This is a genomic window from Pseudomonas migulae NBRC 103157 (genome assembly GCF_002091715.1).
Taxonomy (GTDB): Bacteria; Pseudomonadota; Gammaproteobacteria; order Pseudomonadales; family Pseudomonadaceae; genus Aquipseudomonas; species Aquipseudomonas migulae_A.
In genome coordinates this window covers 151,080-166,246 of record NZ_BDAG01000007.1, presented here as the reverse complement: position 1 = coordinate 166,246, position 15,167 = coordinate 151,080, and the positions used below count along the sequence as shown (strand labels likewise).

Sequence of the window (15,167 nt, the reverse complement as noted above, 5' to 3'; positions counted from 1 at the left end):
ACTCTCCGCCATCGCGAGCAAGCCCGCTCCCACAGGGTTTTGCGGTGAAATCAGTCGTCGGCGTTGGGATCGAGATCCGGGAACATCACTTCAGTGAACCCGAACTTGCTGAAGTCGGTAATCCGCGAAGGATATAACCGGCCGATCAAATGATCGCATTCGTGCTGCACCACACGGGCATGAAAGCCCTCGGCGATGCGCACGACCGGCTCGCCCTTCGGGTCGAAACCTTCGTAACGAATCTGCTGATAGCGCTCCACCGCGCCACGCAGGCCGGGCACCGACAGGCAACCTTCGAACCCCTCCTCCATGACCGGGCTCAGCGGCGTGATCAGCGGGTTGATCAGAATGGTCTGCGGCACCGCTTCGGCATCCGGGTAGCGCTCGCTGTGCTCGAAGCCGAAGATCACCAGTTGCAGGTCGACACCAATCTGCGGCGCCGCCAGGCCAACGCCACCGACGCTTTCCATGGTCTGGAACATGTCGTCGATCAGTTGCCACAACTCCGGGCTGTCGAACATTTCGGCCGGGACCGGTGGCGCGACACGCAGCAGGCGCTCGTCGCCCATTTTCAGGATTTCACGGATCATTTGATGACTTCGTCTGTGTTCGGCTTGATCGAGTGATCCCGACCCAGTCCCGAAACGTGGTGTTTGTGTGCATGGGCGAGCTCGCCGGGGACCTTTTCACCAGGGTCCTTGCCTTCGCTCGACATGTGTTCGATCACCGCATTCATCTCCGCACCGAGCAACAGCACCGCCGCGGAAATATAGAAGTACAGCAACAGCACGATGATCGCGCCGATACTGCCATACATGGCGTTGTAGTCGGCGAACGTCTTGACGTAGAACGCGAACCCCAGGGAAGCGACGATCCACACCGCCACCGCCAGCACCGAGCCGGGGGTGATGAAGCGAAACTCTTGCTTGACGTCGGGCATGACGTAATAGATCAACGCCACCGCAATCATCATCAGGACAACGATGACCGGCCAGCGGGCGATCGTCCAGACCGTGACGATGAAGTCTTCCAGCCCGACCTGCGCAGCAATCCAGCCCATCACCTGCGGCCCGAGCACCATCAACGCGGCGGCGACCAGCAACATGCCGGCAATGCCGATGGTGTAGATAATCGACAGCGGAAAACGTTTCCACGCAGGACGGCCCTCCACCACATCGTAAGCGGCGTTCATCGCGCTCATCATCAGGCGCACGCCGGCCGAAGCCGTATACAGCGCGATGACGATACCGACCGACAGCAGGCCACCCTTGGATTGCTGAAGCTGGTCAATCACCGGGTTCACCTGCTCGAGCGCCTGGGGCGGCAGGACCAGTTCCGATTGCAGGCGCAGCCAGGAGAAGAAGTCCGGCAGGTGCAGGAAACCGATCAGGGCGATCAGGAACAGGATGAAGGGAAACAGCGAAAACAGCATTTGATAGGCCAGCGCCGAGGCATAGGTCGACATCTCGTCGTCGACGAATTCGGTCACCGTGCGCACCATGACACGGTGCAGGCGCAGGCCTTTCATGTGTGGGAAAAACATTAGCGTCTCCTTTCGCCGCAAATTGGGTAGAAGTCGTGGCGACTCAGGGGCCGTTTTCTACATCAAAGTAGCCTACTTGGCGACTTTGAAACAATTTCAGTGTGCAAGTTCAGGCTGACACAAAAACGGCCATCCGTGGATGGCCGCTTCTGATATTTATCCAAGGCCGAATCAAGCCTTGTCGATACCCTTTTTGATCGCGTCCTTGGCTTTGCCCACTGCTTGCTGAGCTTCGCCTTTCCTTTCCTGCACGACGCCTTCGGCGCGCATTTTGTCGTTACCGGTGGCCTTGCCGACGCCCTGCTTGACGTTGCCGGCGGCTTCGTTGGCCATGCCTTTTACTTTATCGCCAGTGCTGCTCATGGTGTTTCTCCTGTGAACAATTGAACGAGAAAAGTCGTTACACAAGGATTGACCGAGGGCGTTTGCGCGGAGTTTCATTTATTTTCCCGGCGACATTTCATCGTTCCGTGCAGGTTGGGCTTTATGTTTGCCGACCAACCCCCGAGAATGCGCAACGTATTCAGGCCGTGGCGCTGAAGATCCAATCCCGTAGGAATGTTATGAAACTCGATAAAAAGCAGGCCATTGCCCGCAGAAACCAGGAACTCGGCGGTGCTGTGCTTGGCGTCAACAATTGCCATTTCACCGAATTGAACCGTAACCGCAACATCTGGTGGTTCGATATCCCGGTGGCACGCCTGGCCGTTGGTCAGTACGAATGGATTCACCTGCTGATGCACACGCCGGACACCGATGAACTGCTGCACCTGAAGGTGCCGACGGTGTTCCTGCGCGAGAAGCTCGAAGGGCTGGTCGTGCGTAACCAGGGCAAGCGCAAGGCTGCGTTGAGCCTGGAATTGAGTGCGGACAAGGATTCGTACTTGCAGGACATGCGCCCGGCGGGGACCAACGTCAATTTCGCGCCGTTCCGCTTGTAAAACAAAAGCAAAAGCTTCGCGAGCAAGCCCGCTCCCACATTCGATCGCATTCCTACTGAATGAACTCGGTCACATGTGGGAGCGGGCTTGCTCGCGAAAGCGGTCTGACAGACGCAGAATTTTTTACTGTCAGGTAACAAAAAGCCCCGCATCTGCGGGGCTTTTTATTTACGCGCCTACTTTCTTCGCGTTGATCTTCTTCAGCTCTTCATCACGCAATTCCCGACGCAGGATCTTGCCCACGTTGGTGGTCGGCAGCGCATCGCGGAACTCCACGGCTTTCGGCACCTTGTAGCCGGTGACGTTGGCGCGCATGTGCTCCATCACCTGTTCCTTGGTCAGCGTCACGCCCGGTTTGGCGACGATGAAAATCTTGATCGCCTCGCCCGACTTCTCGTCCGGCACGCCGATGGCCGCGCATTGCAGCACGCCCGGCAGGGTCGCGAGCACGTCTTCCAGCTCGTTCGGGTACACGTTGAAACCGGACACCAGAATCATGTCTTTCTTGCGATCGACGATGCGCATGTAGCCATCCGGCTGGATCAGCGCGATGTCACCGGTCTTCAACCAGCCTTCGCTGTCGAGGATTTCATCGGTGGCATCCTGGCGCTGCCAGTAGCCTTTCATCACTTGCGGACCTTTCACGCACAACTCGCCGATTTCGCCCATCGGCTGTTCAACGCCGGCATCGTCGATGACTTTGCACAGGGTCGACGGAACCGGGATACCGATGGTACCGATCTGGATGTTCTGGATCGGGTTCACCGTCGCCACCGGGCTGGTTTCGGTCATGCCGTAACCTTCGCAGATGGCGCAGCCGGTGACCGCTTTCCAGCGTTCGGCCGCCGCCAGTTGCAGGGCCATGCCGCCGGACAGGGTGACTTTCAGCGCCGAGAAATCCAGTTTGCGGAAACCTTCGTTGTTGCACAGGGCAACGAACAGCGTGTTCAGGCCGACGAAGCCGCTGAACTTCCACTTCGACAGTTCCTTGACCATCGCCGACAGGTCACGCGGGTTGCTGATCAGGATGTTGTGGTTGCCGATCAGCATCATCGCCATGCAATGAAAGGTGAACGCATAGATGTGGTACAGCGGCAGCGGCGTGATCAGGATCTCGCAACCTTCGTTGAGGTTGGAACCCATCAGCGCCTTGCACTGCAGCATGTTGGCGACGAGGTTGCGATGGGTCAGCATTGCGCCCTTCGCCACGCCAGTGGTGCCGCCGGTGTATTGCAGCACCGCCACGTCGCTGCTGGCCGGGTTGGCTTCCGTCACTGGCTGGCCATGGCCCTTGCTCAACACGTCGTTGAACTTGACGGCCTTTGGCAAGTGATACGCCGGGACCATCTTCTTCACGTACTTGATGACGCTGTTGATCAGCAGGCGCTTGAGCGGCGGCAACAGGTCCGCCACTTCGGTGACGATGACATGCTTGACGCCGGTTTTCGGCACGACGGTCTCGGCCAGGTGCGCCATGTTGGCCAGGCACACCAGGGCTTTGGCGCCGGAGTCGTTGAATTGGTGTTCCATTTCCCGCGCGGTGTACAGCGGGTTGGTATTGACCACGATCAGCCCGGCGCGAATGGCACCGAACACAGCGACCGGGTACTGCAAGACGTTAGGCAACTGCACGGCGATTCGATCGCCCGGCTGCAAGTCGGTATGCTGTTGCAGGTAAGCGGCAAAGGCGCCGGACAATTCGTACAGTTCACCGTAGGTAATTGTCTTGCCCAGGTTGCTGAAAGCCGGTTTGTCGGCGAAGCGTTGGCAGGACTGTTTCAGCACTGCCTGAATATTCGGATACTCGTCCGGATTGATGTCGGCAGCAATCCCGGCAGGGTACTTATCCTTCCAGAAGTCTTCGATCATGGAAGCCCACTCCTCAGCAACGCGAATTCAAATACCGCATTTTGATGCGGTTATTATTGGTGTTTGATTATGGGTGAGTCTGGCTGTTGAAGCTGGCCGAGAGGTCCCAAAGCGCGCCGAGAGTAGCAGCTTTGCCAAGGGCCGACTAGAGCCAAAAGCAGCCTCTACAGTCACATTGGTGACTCAAGAATAACAAGCAGTCATTTTAGAGCAAAGATTCTATAAGACGCTAAAAGCCCCGAAAACCGGGGCATCAAAGCAAAAGATCGCAGCCTTCGGCAGCGCCTACGGAGGAATACGATTCCCTGTAGGAGCTGCCGAAGGCTGCGATCTTTTGGCACCGCCCAGATCCATGACCGATCAGGCGATATCCCGCAGCTCCCGCCGCAGAATCTTGCCCACCGGCGTCATCGGCAACGACTCACGCAACACGATGTGCTTGGGCACTTTGTACGCCGTGAAGTTTTCCTTGCAGTAGGCCTTCAACTCTTCAAGGCTGACCCCCGACTCACGCGCCACCACAAACAACTTCACCGCCTCGCCCGAACGCTCGTCCGGCACACCAATGACCGCGCAGTTGGCGACTTTCGGGTGAGCCATCACCACGTCTTCGATCTCGTTCGGGTACACGTTGAAACCCGAGACAATGATCATGTCTTTCTTGCGATCGACGATGCGCACGAAACCGTCCGGGTCGATCACCGCGATGTCGCCGGACTTGAACCAGCCTTCGGCATCCAGCACTTCGGCGGTGGCTTCGGGTTTCTGCCAATAGCCCTTCATGATCTGCGGGCCCTTGATGCACAGTTCGCCGCGCTCGCCCAGCGGTTGCTCGATGCCTTCGTCATTGATGACTTTCAACGTCGTGCCCGGCACCGGCAGGCCGACCGTGCCGATCCGCGATTTGTCGCCGTACGGGTTGGTGCACGCCACCGGCGAGGTTTCGGTCAGGCCATAGCCTTCGGTGATGCGACAACCGGTCAGTTGCTCCCAGCGCTCGGCGGTGGCCTTGACCAGCGCAGTGCCACCGGAGTTGGTCAGTTTGAGGCTGGAGAAATCCAGGGTCTTGAAATCCGGATGGTCCATTAACGCGACAAACAGCGTGTTAAGGCCCAGCAGGGCCGAAAACCGCCAGTTCTTCAGTTCCTTGATGAAACCGCCAATGTCTCGCGGATTGGTGATCAGCACGTTGTGGTTGCCGGTCACCATCATGCACATGCAATTCGCGGTGAAGGCATAGATGTGGTACAGCGGCAGCGGCGCGATCATCACCTCCTGACCTTCGCGCAGCAGCGGCTGGCCATCGCTGCCGAACTGCCCCAGGCACGCCCGCGCCTGCTGCATGTTTGCCACCAGGTTGCCGTGGGTCAGCATCGCGCCCTTCGCCAGGCCGGTGGTGCCGCCGGTGTATTGCAGCACGGCGATATCGTTGAGACCGGCGTTCAGCGGCTTGATGCCCAGGCCCCGGCCCAGGCGCAACGCGCTCTTGAAGGAAACGGCTTGCGGCAAGGAATAGTCCGGGACCATTTTCTTGACCTTGCGCACCAGGGTGTTGACCAGCCAGCCCTTGGCGGCGGGCATCATGTCGCCCATCTTCGCTTCGATCAGGTACTGGAGGTCGGTGTCGGGCAGCACTTCCTGGACTTTCTGCCCGAACACGTTCAGGTAGACCAGCGCCCGGGCACCGGAATCCTTGAACTGATGACGCATCTCCCGCGCGGTGTACAGCGGGTTGGTGTTGACCACGATCAGCCCGGCGCGCAACGCACCGAACACGGCAATCGGGTAATGCAGGACGTTGGGCATCTGCACCGCGATGCGATCCCCCGGCACCAGGTCGGTATGGGCTTGCAGGTAACCGGCGAACGCGGCGCTGTAGCGTTCCAGTTCGGCGTAGGTCAGGGTCACGCCCATGTTGCTGAAGGCCGGGCGGTCCGCAAATTTTTTGCAGGAACGCTCGAACACCTCGATCACCGACTTGTAAGCCCCTTGATCGATGTCCAGGGGTACGCCGGCCGGGCGTTTGTCATTCCAGAAATCAGGTTGCATTGTTCTTGTCCTCTTTACCTGAACCTATCCGGGGCCACTCTCTGCGCTGTCTGAAAAACAGAAAGCAAAAAGCGGAGCTTCACGGACACTAGCAGCTATGACGAAACAGGCAAATATGCCAACGCCCGTCATTGATCCTGTGAATCTTGGTGCCGTGGCGTGGCCTGATCAGACGTCTGGCGAAGGATGCGCTATACAATGCACCGAGCCCATGCAAAGGAATCGCCATGATCCACGACACCTTCTGGTTGACCGCGAGTGACCGCAGCCGCCTCTTCGTCAACCAGTGGCTGCCTGCCGCGCCGTTGAAAGCCGTGATCCTGCTGGCCCACGGCATGGCCGAGCACAGTGGTCGCTATGCCCGCCTGGCCGAAAAATGCTGTGAACAGGGTTATGGCGTCTACGCACCAGACTTGCGTGGACATGGCAAAACTGCCGAAAACGGGACTCTCGGTCATTTCGCCGATGACGAAGGCTGGTGCAAGGTGGTCGGTGACCTGGCCAGCCTCAATCAGCACATCGGCCAGCAACATCCCGGCGTGCCGATCGTGCTGCTCGGCCACAGCATGGGCAGTTACATCGCCCAGGCCTATCTGCTGCATCACAGCGCCAGCCTGTATGGCGCGGTCCTCAGTGGTTCGAACTTTCAACCGGTTGCGCTTTATCGCGCCGCCCGGCAAATCGCGCGCCTCGAACGCTTGCGCCAAGGGCCGAAGGGGCGCAGCGCGCTGATCGAATGGCTGTCGTTCGGCTCGTTCAACAAGAAGTTCAAACCGGCCCGCACCGCGTTCGACTGGCTCAGCCGCGACCCGGCCGAAGTCGACAAGTACGCCCGCGACCCGCTCTGCGGCTTTCGCTGCACCAATCAGTTCTGGATCGACTTGCTTGGCGGCTTGCAGCAAATCAGCAAAGCGTCCAATCTCGCTCAGATTGATCCGGGCCTGCCGTTGCTGGTGATTGGCGGCGAATGTGATCCGGTGAGTGAAGGCAAGCGTCTGAAAGATCTGGCCAATGCGCTACGTGCCGCTGGCAGCCAGAGTCTGCAACTGACGATTTACCCGCAGGCACGGCACGAACTGTTCAACGAGAGCAATCGCGATGAAGTGACGGCCGACGTGTTGAGCTGGATCGCGCAAGCCCTGAGCCACCGCCGCCCACCCCGATCCGAATAGTTTTTTTGTGGTTTTTTTATTTGTCACAGGAATTGAGACCGATGACCCAGGTTACCAACACCCCTTACGAAGCCCTTGAAGTCGGGCAGACCGCGAGCTACACCAAGACGGTCGAAGAGCGCGACATTCAACTGTTCGCCGCGATGTCCGGTGACCACAACCCGGTGCACCTGGACGCTGAATTCGCCGCCGGCACCATGTTCAAGGAACGTATCGCTCACGGCATGTTCAGCGGTGCACTGATCAGCGCAGCCGTTGCCTGTGAATTACCTGGGCCGGGCACCATTTATATCGGTCAGCAGATGAGCTTTCAGAAGCCGGTGAAAATTGGCGACACGCTGACGGTGCGCCTGGAAATCCTGGAGAAGCTGCCGAAGTTTCGTGTGCGCATTGCCACCCGTGTGTTCAATCAGCGCGATGAGTTGGTAGTGGATGGTGAGGCGGAGATTCTGGCGCCGCGTAAACAGCAGACCGTGACATTGCCGAAACTGCCGGCAATCAGCATCGGCTGATCCACCGCTCCCCTGTGGTGAGGGGGCAAGCCCCCTCGCCACAAGGACTTCTACTGCTCCTGCACCTGCACACTCGCTGTCATCCCCGAACTCAAATTGATCCCCTCGGGCACTTTGTCCAGTTTGATCCGCACCGGAATGCGCTGCGCCAGCCTCACCCAGTTGAACGTCGGCTCCACCTCCGCCAGCAACTGCCCATCCGGCGTGGTGTTGCGATCGGTGATCCCGCGGCTGACGCTTTCCACCTGCCCTTGCAGCGCCTCGCCCGCACTCATCAACCAGACCTTCACCGGGTCGCCGACGCGAATCCGCGGCAGTTTGGTTTCTTCGAAATACGCCTGCACATAAAACGTTGAATCATCGATCAACGCCATCACCGGTTGTCCGGCATTCACGTAATTGCCTTGGGCCAGACGCAGGTTAGTGATGTGTCCGCTACGTGGCGCGTGGACCTGACTGCGGGCGAGGTTGAGTTCGGCGACCTTGGCTTCGGCCTGGGCTTCACGCAGTTCGCCACGAGCGATGCCGGCGTTGATTTGCGCATTCTCGCGCAGCTCGGCACTGATCGCTTGCGGCCCGAGGCTGGCGCGACGGCTGGCTTCGCGCTCGCGCAGGTTGAGTTGCTGCTGACGGGTCTGCACCACCGCTTGCGCCTTCTCCAGCGCGGCTTCGAACCGGTCGCGGTCGATGCTCAGCAACAGGTCGCCGGCCTTGACCTTCTGGTTATCGAAGGCCTTGAGCTCACGCACCCAACCCGACACATCCGGGGCGATCACCACCACGTCGGCGCGAATCCTCGCGTCCCGGGTCCACGGCGTGAGCATGTAGTACTGCCACAAATGGAAACCGGCAAAAATCGCCACCGCCACCAGGCACAGGGTAACCGCGACACGTACGGAGGTACGCATGTTCAACTCCTTATAAAGGTCCGAGGACGACGGTGATCAGGGTCAATACACAGACGTACAAGGCGCAATCGAATAGCGCTTCGTGCCAGATCCAGCGACCGACCGGAGTCAGGCGCAACAACAGGTGCAAGCCTGCGGTGACGAGCAGCGCCAGCAGCACATAAATCAGAAACGGACTGAGCAGCACGCCGCCCACCGACCATTCACGCAAGCCCATGGCTTTGCTCCTGTTGACGACACCAGGCGCGCCAGCTGTTCTGCAATTGCAGCACGGCGCCCTGGGCCAGTTTCACGGCATCGCTGGGCGGCAACGCGAACAAGGTTTTCAAGAATTCTTGGCTGGGTTGTTCCAAGGCATCGGCACAACGACCGCTCGGGCCTTGCTCGAGGGCTTTTTCCAGTGCCTCGAGATAGCGCCGCTGCGGCGCACTGACCGGCACCTGAGCCACCGCCAGGCTCAAGCGCAAATGCAGCAGTTCATCGCCGATGTCCAGACCGAGCAAGCCGTCATCCCAACGACTGCGCGCCGGCTCCGGTAGCTCCGGATAGTGCCGCGCCAGTTGCAGCAAACGGTCGGCCATGCGCCCGCCGAACCAGCTTTCGGCACCGCGCAGATTGCGTCGGGTCAGGCGCACCAGATCGTCGAGAGTCGCCGCGAGCAAACGTCGCCCGTGCCAGGCCGGGTTGCGCAGGATCAGCAAGTGAAACGCCAACACCGCCGCGCCGACGCCCACCACCATGGCTTGAGCGCTGTTGAAGAACGTTGCGACATCGAACTTCATCGCATTGAGCGGCGAGACCAGCACGATGAAGTGCAGGCAGAACGAAGTCGCCGTGGCGCCGATCTGTGGCTTGGCCATGCCCAGCGCGCCGAAAAACAACGGCACGCCCATGCCCATGCACAGCAGCGCAAAACCACTCCATTGCGGCAGCAGAATCTGCCCGACAATAAACGCCGCCGGGATCGCCAGAAAAATTCCGCGCATGAAACTCATGCCGATCTGCGCGCCGTTCTCGCGACTGGCGAACAGGCTGCACACCACGCAAGTCAGCACCAATGCGCCTGAGGCGGCGGGCCAGGCAGTCGCCAGCCAGAAACACGACACCACCAGAAACGCCAATGCACTGCGCGCCCCGAAGACCAGCGCCAATGACAGGTCGCGGTGCGGTGCCAGGGTGCGCGGCGGGTCGACGGTTTCCTGGCCCTCCTCCACCGCACGCAATGCCGTACTCGCCGCCATCGCGGTGTCCATCAGCAGGGTGAATCGGACCAGGCAATAACTTTGCGCTGAGCTGATCCGAGGGTCATGGGACGCATCGAGCAGGCGCGGTCGCAAGGCTTGCAACGTCGCGGTATCCGGGCTGGCGAGTGCTTCCTGAACTTCGGTCATCCACGGCGCCAACTGTTCGGCTTCCAATGGCTCCAACTGCTTCCACTGCCGCCGCACCGAACGGGCGATGCGCAGCAGCATCAACAGTTTCTGACTCAGCCCGCTGATGGCCCGCGCACGTTGCCGGCCCAGCCCGCCTTCGAACCAGGCGTGCTCGCGCTGAGCATCCACCGCGACGATTCGACCGAGGATTTCCAGCAGCCCTTTGCGCGCCTGACCATCGCCGGCCAACGTCGCGCGCGCGGCATTCATCCCGCTCTGCCAAGCCGCTCGCGCCTGATCCGCCAGTTGTCGCTCGACCCGCATCGGCCACAGCAAAGCACTGGCGGCGGTGGCACAGAGAATGCCCAGACAGATTTCCGTGCAGCGCGCCACGGCTTGATCGAACACCGTCAGCGGATGGGTAATGGCCGGCAACGCGATGATTGCGACCGTGTAACCGGCCAGCACAAACGAATAGGACCAGGCACTGCGCAGCAACGTCGAACTCGCCGTACACAGCCCGAGCCACAGCGCCAATGCCAGAAGAAACAACCATGGCGTCTGGGCGAACAGGCTCATGAACACCACCGACATGATCGTTCCGATCAGCGTCCCCAACAGCCGCGCCAGGCCCTTTTGCACCACCATCCCGGACAGTGGCTGAGCGACGATGAACGCCGTCATCAATGCCCAGGCCGGTTGCTCCAGCCCCCAGCGCAATGCCAGCCACAGCGCGAGGCCGCCGCCGAGCAGGGTCTTGATTGCGAACTGCAGGGCATGGCGGTCAGGCGCAAACAAAGCCTGCAAAGTGATAGGCACGTAAAGCTCTCTTGAAGGCACGGTTTAACGATTGTAGGAGCTGCCGAAGGCTCGGGCCGCGTTCGGACGATCTTTTGATCGTGCTGTTCGGCGAACTCTATACCGTCAAAAGATCGCAGCCTTCGCCCGCGCCTACAAGGGCAATTACCGTGTTAATTCGCGGGCACAAAAAAACGCCAGACTGGCTGGCGTTTCTGACAGGTGTTGCGCGCTTACGAGCGTGCGCGAGCCTGGTTACGCAGGGCTTTCACCTGATCGTGATTGCGTTGCACGCCGTGATACTGACGTTCAACCAGGTCACGGATGCCCACCAGGTTGTGCTTGTTGATTTTTTCCATGGCTTCTTTGTAAGCCTTCAGCGCATGGTCTTCACCGCGTTCGGCTTCGTTCAGCACGGCTTCTTCATCCTTGCCGGTGAACATCGCTTTCACGTCTACCCAGCGACGGTGCAGATCACCGCTGACGCTGGTGGACGTTTCCGGATCTCCACCCATCGAGCGCACGGCAGTTTGCAGTTCCGAGGCCGCAGTGGCGCAGTCGGCGGAACGTTTGGCGAACAACGATTTCAGTTCTGGGTGCTTGATGTCTTCAGCGCAAGTCTTGAACCCTTCCTGACCGTCTTTGCTGGTTTCGATCAGGTCGTTGAGTACAGAGATCGCTTCTTTATTCATGTCGGTCATTTTCAATTCCTCACGGGTTGATGAAAGATGCAATAGCTGTTGCACCCTGCATGCCAGCTTCGAATTGGTAATTTATTTCTTATATTTCAATTAGTTAACTTTTTAACCGCCATCTGTATCCGCGTTATTTGCATGATCTGTCAATTGGCCTGCATGCAGAATGCCTGTATTTTCCAGACTGACCGATTCAAGACGACTGACTGATGAACCCTGAAAAGCTCGAACTGCTGATTACCCGTGAAATGCCCTTCGGCAAATACAAGGGCCGCATCATTGCCGACCTGCCCGGCCCCTACCTGAACTGGTTCGCCCGGGAAGGTTTCCCCCATGGCGAACTGGGCGGCTTGCTGGCCCTGATGCAGGAAATCGATCACAACGGCCTGTCGGAGTTGCTTGAGCCTCTGCGCGCCAAACATGGCAAACCTGCCCCTCGCCACTGAGTCGTCCCCATGCCCGATAACACCCGCCGCGCCCGTGATGAAATGTTTTGGCAGACCTTTGCCGACCGCTATGCCGTCGAACCCGGCCCGATCAACCTCGAGAACGGTTACTTCGGCCGCATGTCGCGCACGGTGGTCGAGGAATACCAACGCAACATCGAACTCATCAACCGCAGCAACTCGGTGCACGTGCGCCAGCGCTTCGAACAGGGCCAAAGCCTTGCGATCGCTGCACAGCTCGCGGCACTGATAGGCGTGACGACCGATTCCGTTGCCTTCACGCGCAATGCGTCGGATGCTCTGCAATCGCTGATCCGCAATTACAATCGCCTGCAACCGGGCGATCAGGTGCTGATCTGTGATCTGGAGTACGACACGGTCAAAGGCGCCATGCGCTGGCTCGCGCGCCATCGCGGTGCTGAAGTGATCGAGATCGATCACGCGCACCCCGCCAGTTTCGACAGTCTGCTGGCCACTTACCGCGAGACCTTCGCGCGTTATCCAAAGCTCAAGCTGATGGCGCTGACCCACGTCACTCACCGCACCGGGCTGGTGATGCCAGTGAAGGCCATTGTCGCTGCCGCCAAAGAACAGGGTATCGACGTGATCCTCGATGGCGCTCATGCACTGGGCCAGATCGAATTCAACCTTGATGACCTCGGCGTCGCGTTCGCCGGTTATAACCTGCACAAGTGGATCGGTGCGCCGCTGACCCTGGGCTTCCTGTATATCGCTCCGGAGCGCCTGGCCGACATCGACCCGGACATGGGCGAGATGCATTTCCCGATCACCGACATTCGCGCCCGCACGCCGTACAGCACGCCCAACATCCCGGCACTGCTGACGCTGCCGCTGGTGTTCGAGGAGCATCGGGCCATGGGCGGCTCGACCGCCAAGGGCACTCGGCTCAATTACCTGCGTAACCGTTGGGTCAGCGCAGTGCGTGATTTGCCGGGCATCGAAGTCATGACCCCGGACGACCCTCGGCTGTATTGCGGCATCACGGCGATGCGCTTTACCCGGCACGCCGATCAGCAGGCAATGGCCGAACGGCTGCTCAAGGACTACAACCTGTTTACCGTGACGCGCAGCGGTGCGGCGTCTGGCCCGTGCATCCGCATCACACCGGGGCTGACCAGCACTGCGGCGCAGATGGATAGGCTGAGCAACGCGTTGAGCGAACTGCGCTGACGTCACACGGTGTACTTGTCGAAGTCCTCCGGTTTGATCTGCGATGACGCCGCGAACGTATCGATGCCGATGGTCATGTGCCCGAAAAATCCGTCTTCTTTCGAGTCTCGGCTGAGGGTGTGAACGGTCAGGGTCGAGGCTTCGCCGCCCATGGTTTCATAGAGAACGTCCTGATCGTTGGTCAGTGGTGCGACGGTTCGGCCGCTGTATTGCCGGGTGTTGAGGACCGAGCGCGAGGCTACTTCGGGGAAGTACAACTGGCCGACCCAGGCGACATGCCGCTCTTCAAGATAGTTGTTGCCAGCGGTGACTCGGACTGCCACGTGGATGTGCAGCGCGCGTCCGGCATAGAACCCCGGATAGATCGTGGTAAAGCGCACGATGCCGTTCTGATCCGTGAACTGCCCGCCGCGCAGATACGTATCGTCGTCGGTACGCGGGATCGCGCCGATAGCGCCGTCATCGACTTCCTTGTCCGGGTCGATCTTGCTCCAGCCCGAATACGCACCACGTGCATTGCAATGCCAGATATCGACGATGGCGCCGTTGACCGGCTGCCCGGTCATCGCATCGACGATCGTCAGTTTCAGCACCAGGGGAACACCGTCCAGGCCTTCGCTGATGTTTCGTCTGATCAGTTTCGGGTTTCGAAAATAGGGGCCGGCGATCTGTTCGGGTGACAGCAGGCAAGCCGGTTGTGCGGATGTAACCAAGGTGTTGTCGTCCATGACGTTCTCTCTTCCATAAGATGAACGCAGGTTAACGCCGGACGAGCGGCGAGATGCGGTAACTATGTATCGCGTGGTGTCCCATAGGAGCCGGCTTGCTGGCGATGGTATCGACTCGGTGCATCTGACAGACCGAGTCGATACCATCGCCAGCAAGCCGGCTCCTACGGAAAATGGTTTTTCGTTGGGCAAAAAAAAACGGTGCACCGACCAAGCGCACCGTTAAAGCCGTAGAACACACAACGAAGTGTCAGGTAAAAGCAGATCAGTCCAGCAGCGCCAAGGCCTCGGCGGTGCATTCCTGAATGCGGGCCCAGTCGCCGTTCTTGATCCACTCCGGATCAAGCATCCAGCTACCGCCCACGCACATCACGTTTTTCAACGCCATGTAGCTCTTGATGTTGGCCGGGCTGACGCCGCCGGTCGGGCAGAATTTCACTTCGCCGAACGGGCCGCCCAGGGCTTTGATTGCTGCGACGCCGCCGCTGACTTCCGCCGGGAACAGTTTGAAGCGGCGATAGCCCAGGCCGTAGCCTTCCATGATGCCCGAGGCGTTGCTGATGCCCGGCAACAGCGGAATCGGGCTATCGACGCTGGCTTCGAGCAAGTCACGGGTGATGCCCGGCGTGACGATGAACTGCGAACCCGCCGCTTCAGCAGCGGCCAGCATGTGGCGATCGAGCACCGTGCCGGCACCGGTCACCAGCTCCGGACGCTGCTCGCGCAGGATCTGGATGGCCTTGAGGCCGAACTGCGAACGCAGGGTCACTTCCAGGGCTGTCAGGCCACCGGCCGCGAGGGCGTCGGCCAGCGGCAGCACGTCCTGTTCGCGAGCAATGGTGATCACCGGCAGAATCCGCGCCTTGGCGCAGAGACTGTCGATCAGGGCAACTTTGTCCGCCATGGAAACGGTCGGGGATGGGGTTGTCATAGCGGCTGTTC

General features: G+C 59.7%; 16 protein-coding genes. 5 read left to right on the top strand and 11 right to left on the bottom strand.

Annotation, left to right across the window (positions count from 1 at the left end):
• Nucleotides 1–50 precede the first annotated feature (50 nt).
• From def to PMI01S_RS08080, 3 genes are all read right to left on the bottom strand, one after another.
• Complete coding sequence (gene def, locus PMI01S_RS08090; RefSeq protein WP_084319063.1) at nucleotides 51–590, bottom strand: peptide deformylase; 540 nt, start codon at nucleotides 588–590, stop codon at nucleotides 51–53.
• Entirely contained in the window at nucleotides 587–1,543 is a 957-nt protein-coding gene (locus tag PMI01S_RS08085) for a YihY/virulence factor BrkB family protein (protein WP_084319061.1), read from the bottom strand. Before PMI01S_RS08085 ends, def begins: the two co-directional genes overlap by 4 nt.
• A 171-nt stretch (nucleotides 1,544–1,714) precedes the next feature.
• On the bottom strand, nucleotides 1,715–1,906 hold the full coding sequence (locus tag PMI01S_RS08080) for a CsbD family protein (protein WP_017340413.1): 192 nt from the start codon (nucleotides 1,904–1,906) through the stop codon (nucleotides 1,715–1,717).
• A 200-nt stretch (nucleotides 1,907–2,106) separates the two neighbouring features.
• On the opposite strand from PMI01S_RS08080, the gene PMI01S_RS08075 reads away from it, so the two are divergent.
• Entirely contained in the window at nucleotides 2,107–2,484 is a 378-nt protein-coding gene (locus PMI01S_RS08075; protein ID WP_007996168.1) for a hypothetical protein, read from the top strand.
• Nucleotides 2,485–2,652: 168 nt separating this feature from the next.
• On the opposite strand, the gene fadD1 is transcribed toward PMI01S_RS08075, so the two are convergent.
• Nucleotides 2,653–4,353, bottom strand: a complete 1,701-nt coding sequence (gene fadD1, locus PMI01S_RS08070) for a long-chain-fatty-acid--CoA ligase FadD1 (protein WP_084319059.1) — start codon at nucleotides 4,351–4,353, stop codon at nucleotides 2,653–2,655.
• A gap of 360 nt (nucleotides 4,354–4,713) precedes the next feature.
• Nucleotides 4,714–6,402, bottom strand: a complete 1,689-nt coding sequence (gene fadD2, locus PMI01S_RS08065) for a long-chain-fatty-acid--CoA ligase FadD2 (protein ID WP_084319057.1) — start codon at nucleotides 6,400–6,402, stop codon at nucleotides 4,714–4,716.
• Between the two features lie 227 nt (nucleotides 6,403–6,629).
• On the opposite strand from fadD2, the gene PMI01S_RS08060 reads away from it, so the two are divergent.
• Nucleotides 6,630–7,574: an alpha/beta hydrolase gene (locus tag PMI01S_RS08060; protein WP_084319055.1), complete on the top strand. Its 945-nt coding sequence runs from the start codon at nucleotides 6,630–6,632 to the stop codon at nucleotides 7,572–7,574.
• Nucleotides 7,575–7,615: 41 nt separating this feature from the next.
• Nucleotides 7,616–8,086, top strand: a complete 471-nt coding sequence (locus PMI01S_RS08055; protein ID WP_084319053.1) for a MaoC family dehydratase — start codon at nucleotides 7,616–7,618, stop codon at nucleotides 8,084–8,086.
• 50 nt (nucleotides 8,087–8,136) lie between these two features.
• Here PMI01S_RS08055 and PMI01S_RS08050 read toward each other — a convergent pair whose 3' ends face one another.
• The 4 genes from PMI01S_RS08050 to PMI01S_RS08035 all read right to left on the bottom strand — a co-directional run bounded on the left by PMI01S_RS08050 (nucleotide 8,137) and on the right by PMI01S_RS08035 (nucleotide 11,866).
• Complete coding sequence (locus PMI01S_RS08050; RefSeq protein ID WP_084319051.1) at nucleotides 8,137–8,994, bottom strand: efflux RND transporter periplasmic adaptor subunit; 858 nt, start codon at nucleotides 8,992–8,994, stop codon at nucleotides 8,137–8,139.
• A gap of 10 nt (nucleotides 8,995–9,004) precedes the next feature.
• Nucleotides 9,005–9,211, bottom strand: a complete 207-nt coding sequence (locus tag PMI01S_RS08045; protein ID WP_084319049.1) for a DUF1656 domain-containing protein — start codon at nucleotides 9,209–9,211, stop codon at nucleotides 9,005–9,007.
• Complete coding sequence (locus PMI01S_RS08040; RefSeq protein ID WP_084319048.1) at nucleotides 9,198–11,186, bottom strand: FUSC family protein; 1,989 nt, start codon at nucleotides 11,184–11,186, stop codon at nucleotides 9,198–9,200. The genes PMI01S_RS08045 and PMI01S_RS08040 overlap by 14 nt, the downstream gene beginning before the upstream one ends.
• Nucleotides 11,187–11,398: 212 nt before the next feature.
• Nucleotides 11,399–11,866: a PA2169 family four-helix-bundle protein gene (locus PMI01S_RS08035; protein WP_084319046.1), complete on the bottom strand. Its 468-nt coding sequence runs from the start codon at nucleotides 11,864–11,866 to the stop codon at nucleotides 11,399–11,401.
• Between the two features lie 203 nt (nucleotides 11,867–12,069).
• Between PMI01S_RS08035 and PMI01S_RS08030 the strand changes: the two genes are divergently transcribed.
• Together PMI01S_RS08030 and PMI01S_RS08025 are read left to right on the top strand one after the other, a co-directional pair.
• Complete coding sequence (locus PMI01S_RS08030) at nucleotides 12,070–12,306, top strand: DUF3820 family protein (RefSeq protein WP_003213031.1); 237 nt, start codon at nucleotides 12,070–12,072, stop codon at nucleotides 12,304–12,306.
• Nucleotides 12,307–12,315: 9 nt separating this feature from the next.
• Nucleotides 12,316–13,497: an aminotransferase class V-fold PLP-dependent enzyme gene (locus PMI01S_RS08025; RefSeq protein WP_084319044.1), complete on the top strand. Its 1,182-nt coding sequence runs from the start codon at nucleotides 12,316–12,318 to the stop codon at nucleotides 13,495–13,497.
• A gap of 2 nt (nucleotides 13,498–13,499) precedes the next feature.
• Here PMI01S_RS08025 and PMI01S_RS08020 read toward each other — a convergent pair whose 3' ends face one another.
• Complete coding sequence (locus tag PMI01S_RS08020; RefSeq protein ID WP_084319042.1) at nucleotides 13,500–14,225, bottom strand: intradiol ring-cleavage dioxygenase; 726 nt, start codon at nucleotides 14,223–14,225, stop codon at nucleotides 13,500–13,502.
• 265 nt (nucleotides 14,226–14,490) lie between these two features.
• Complete coding sequence (locus PMI01S_RS08015) at nucleotides 14,491–15,156, bottom strand: bifunctional 4-hydroxy-2-oxoglutarate aldolase/2-dehydro-3-deoxy-phosphogluconate aldolase (RefSeq protein ID WP_017340425.1); 666 nt, start codon at nucleotides 15,154–15,156, stop codon at nucleotides 14,491–14,493.
• Nucleotides 15,157–15,167 lie beyond the last annotated feature (11 nt).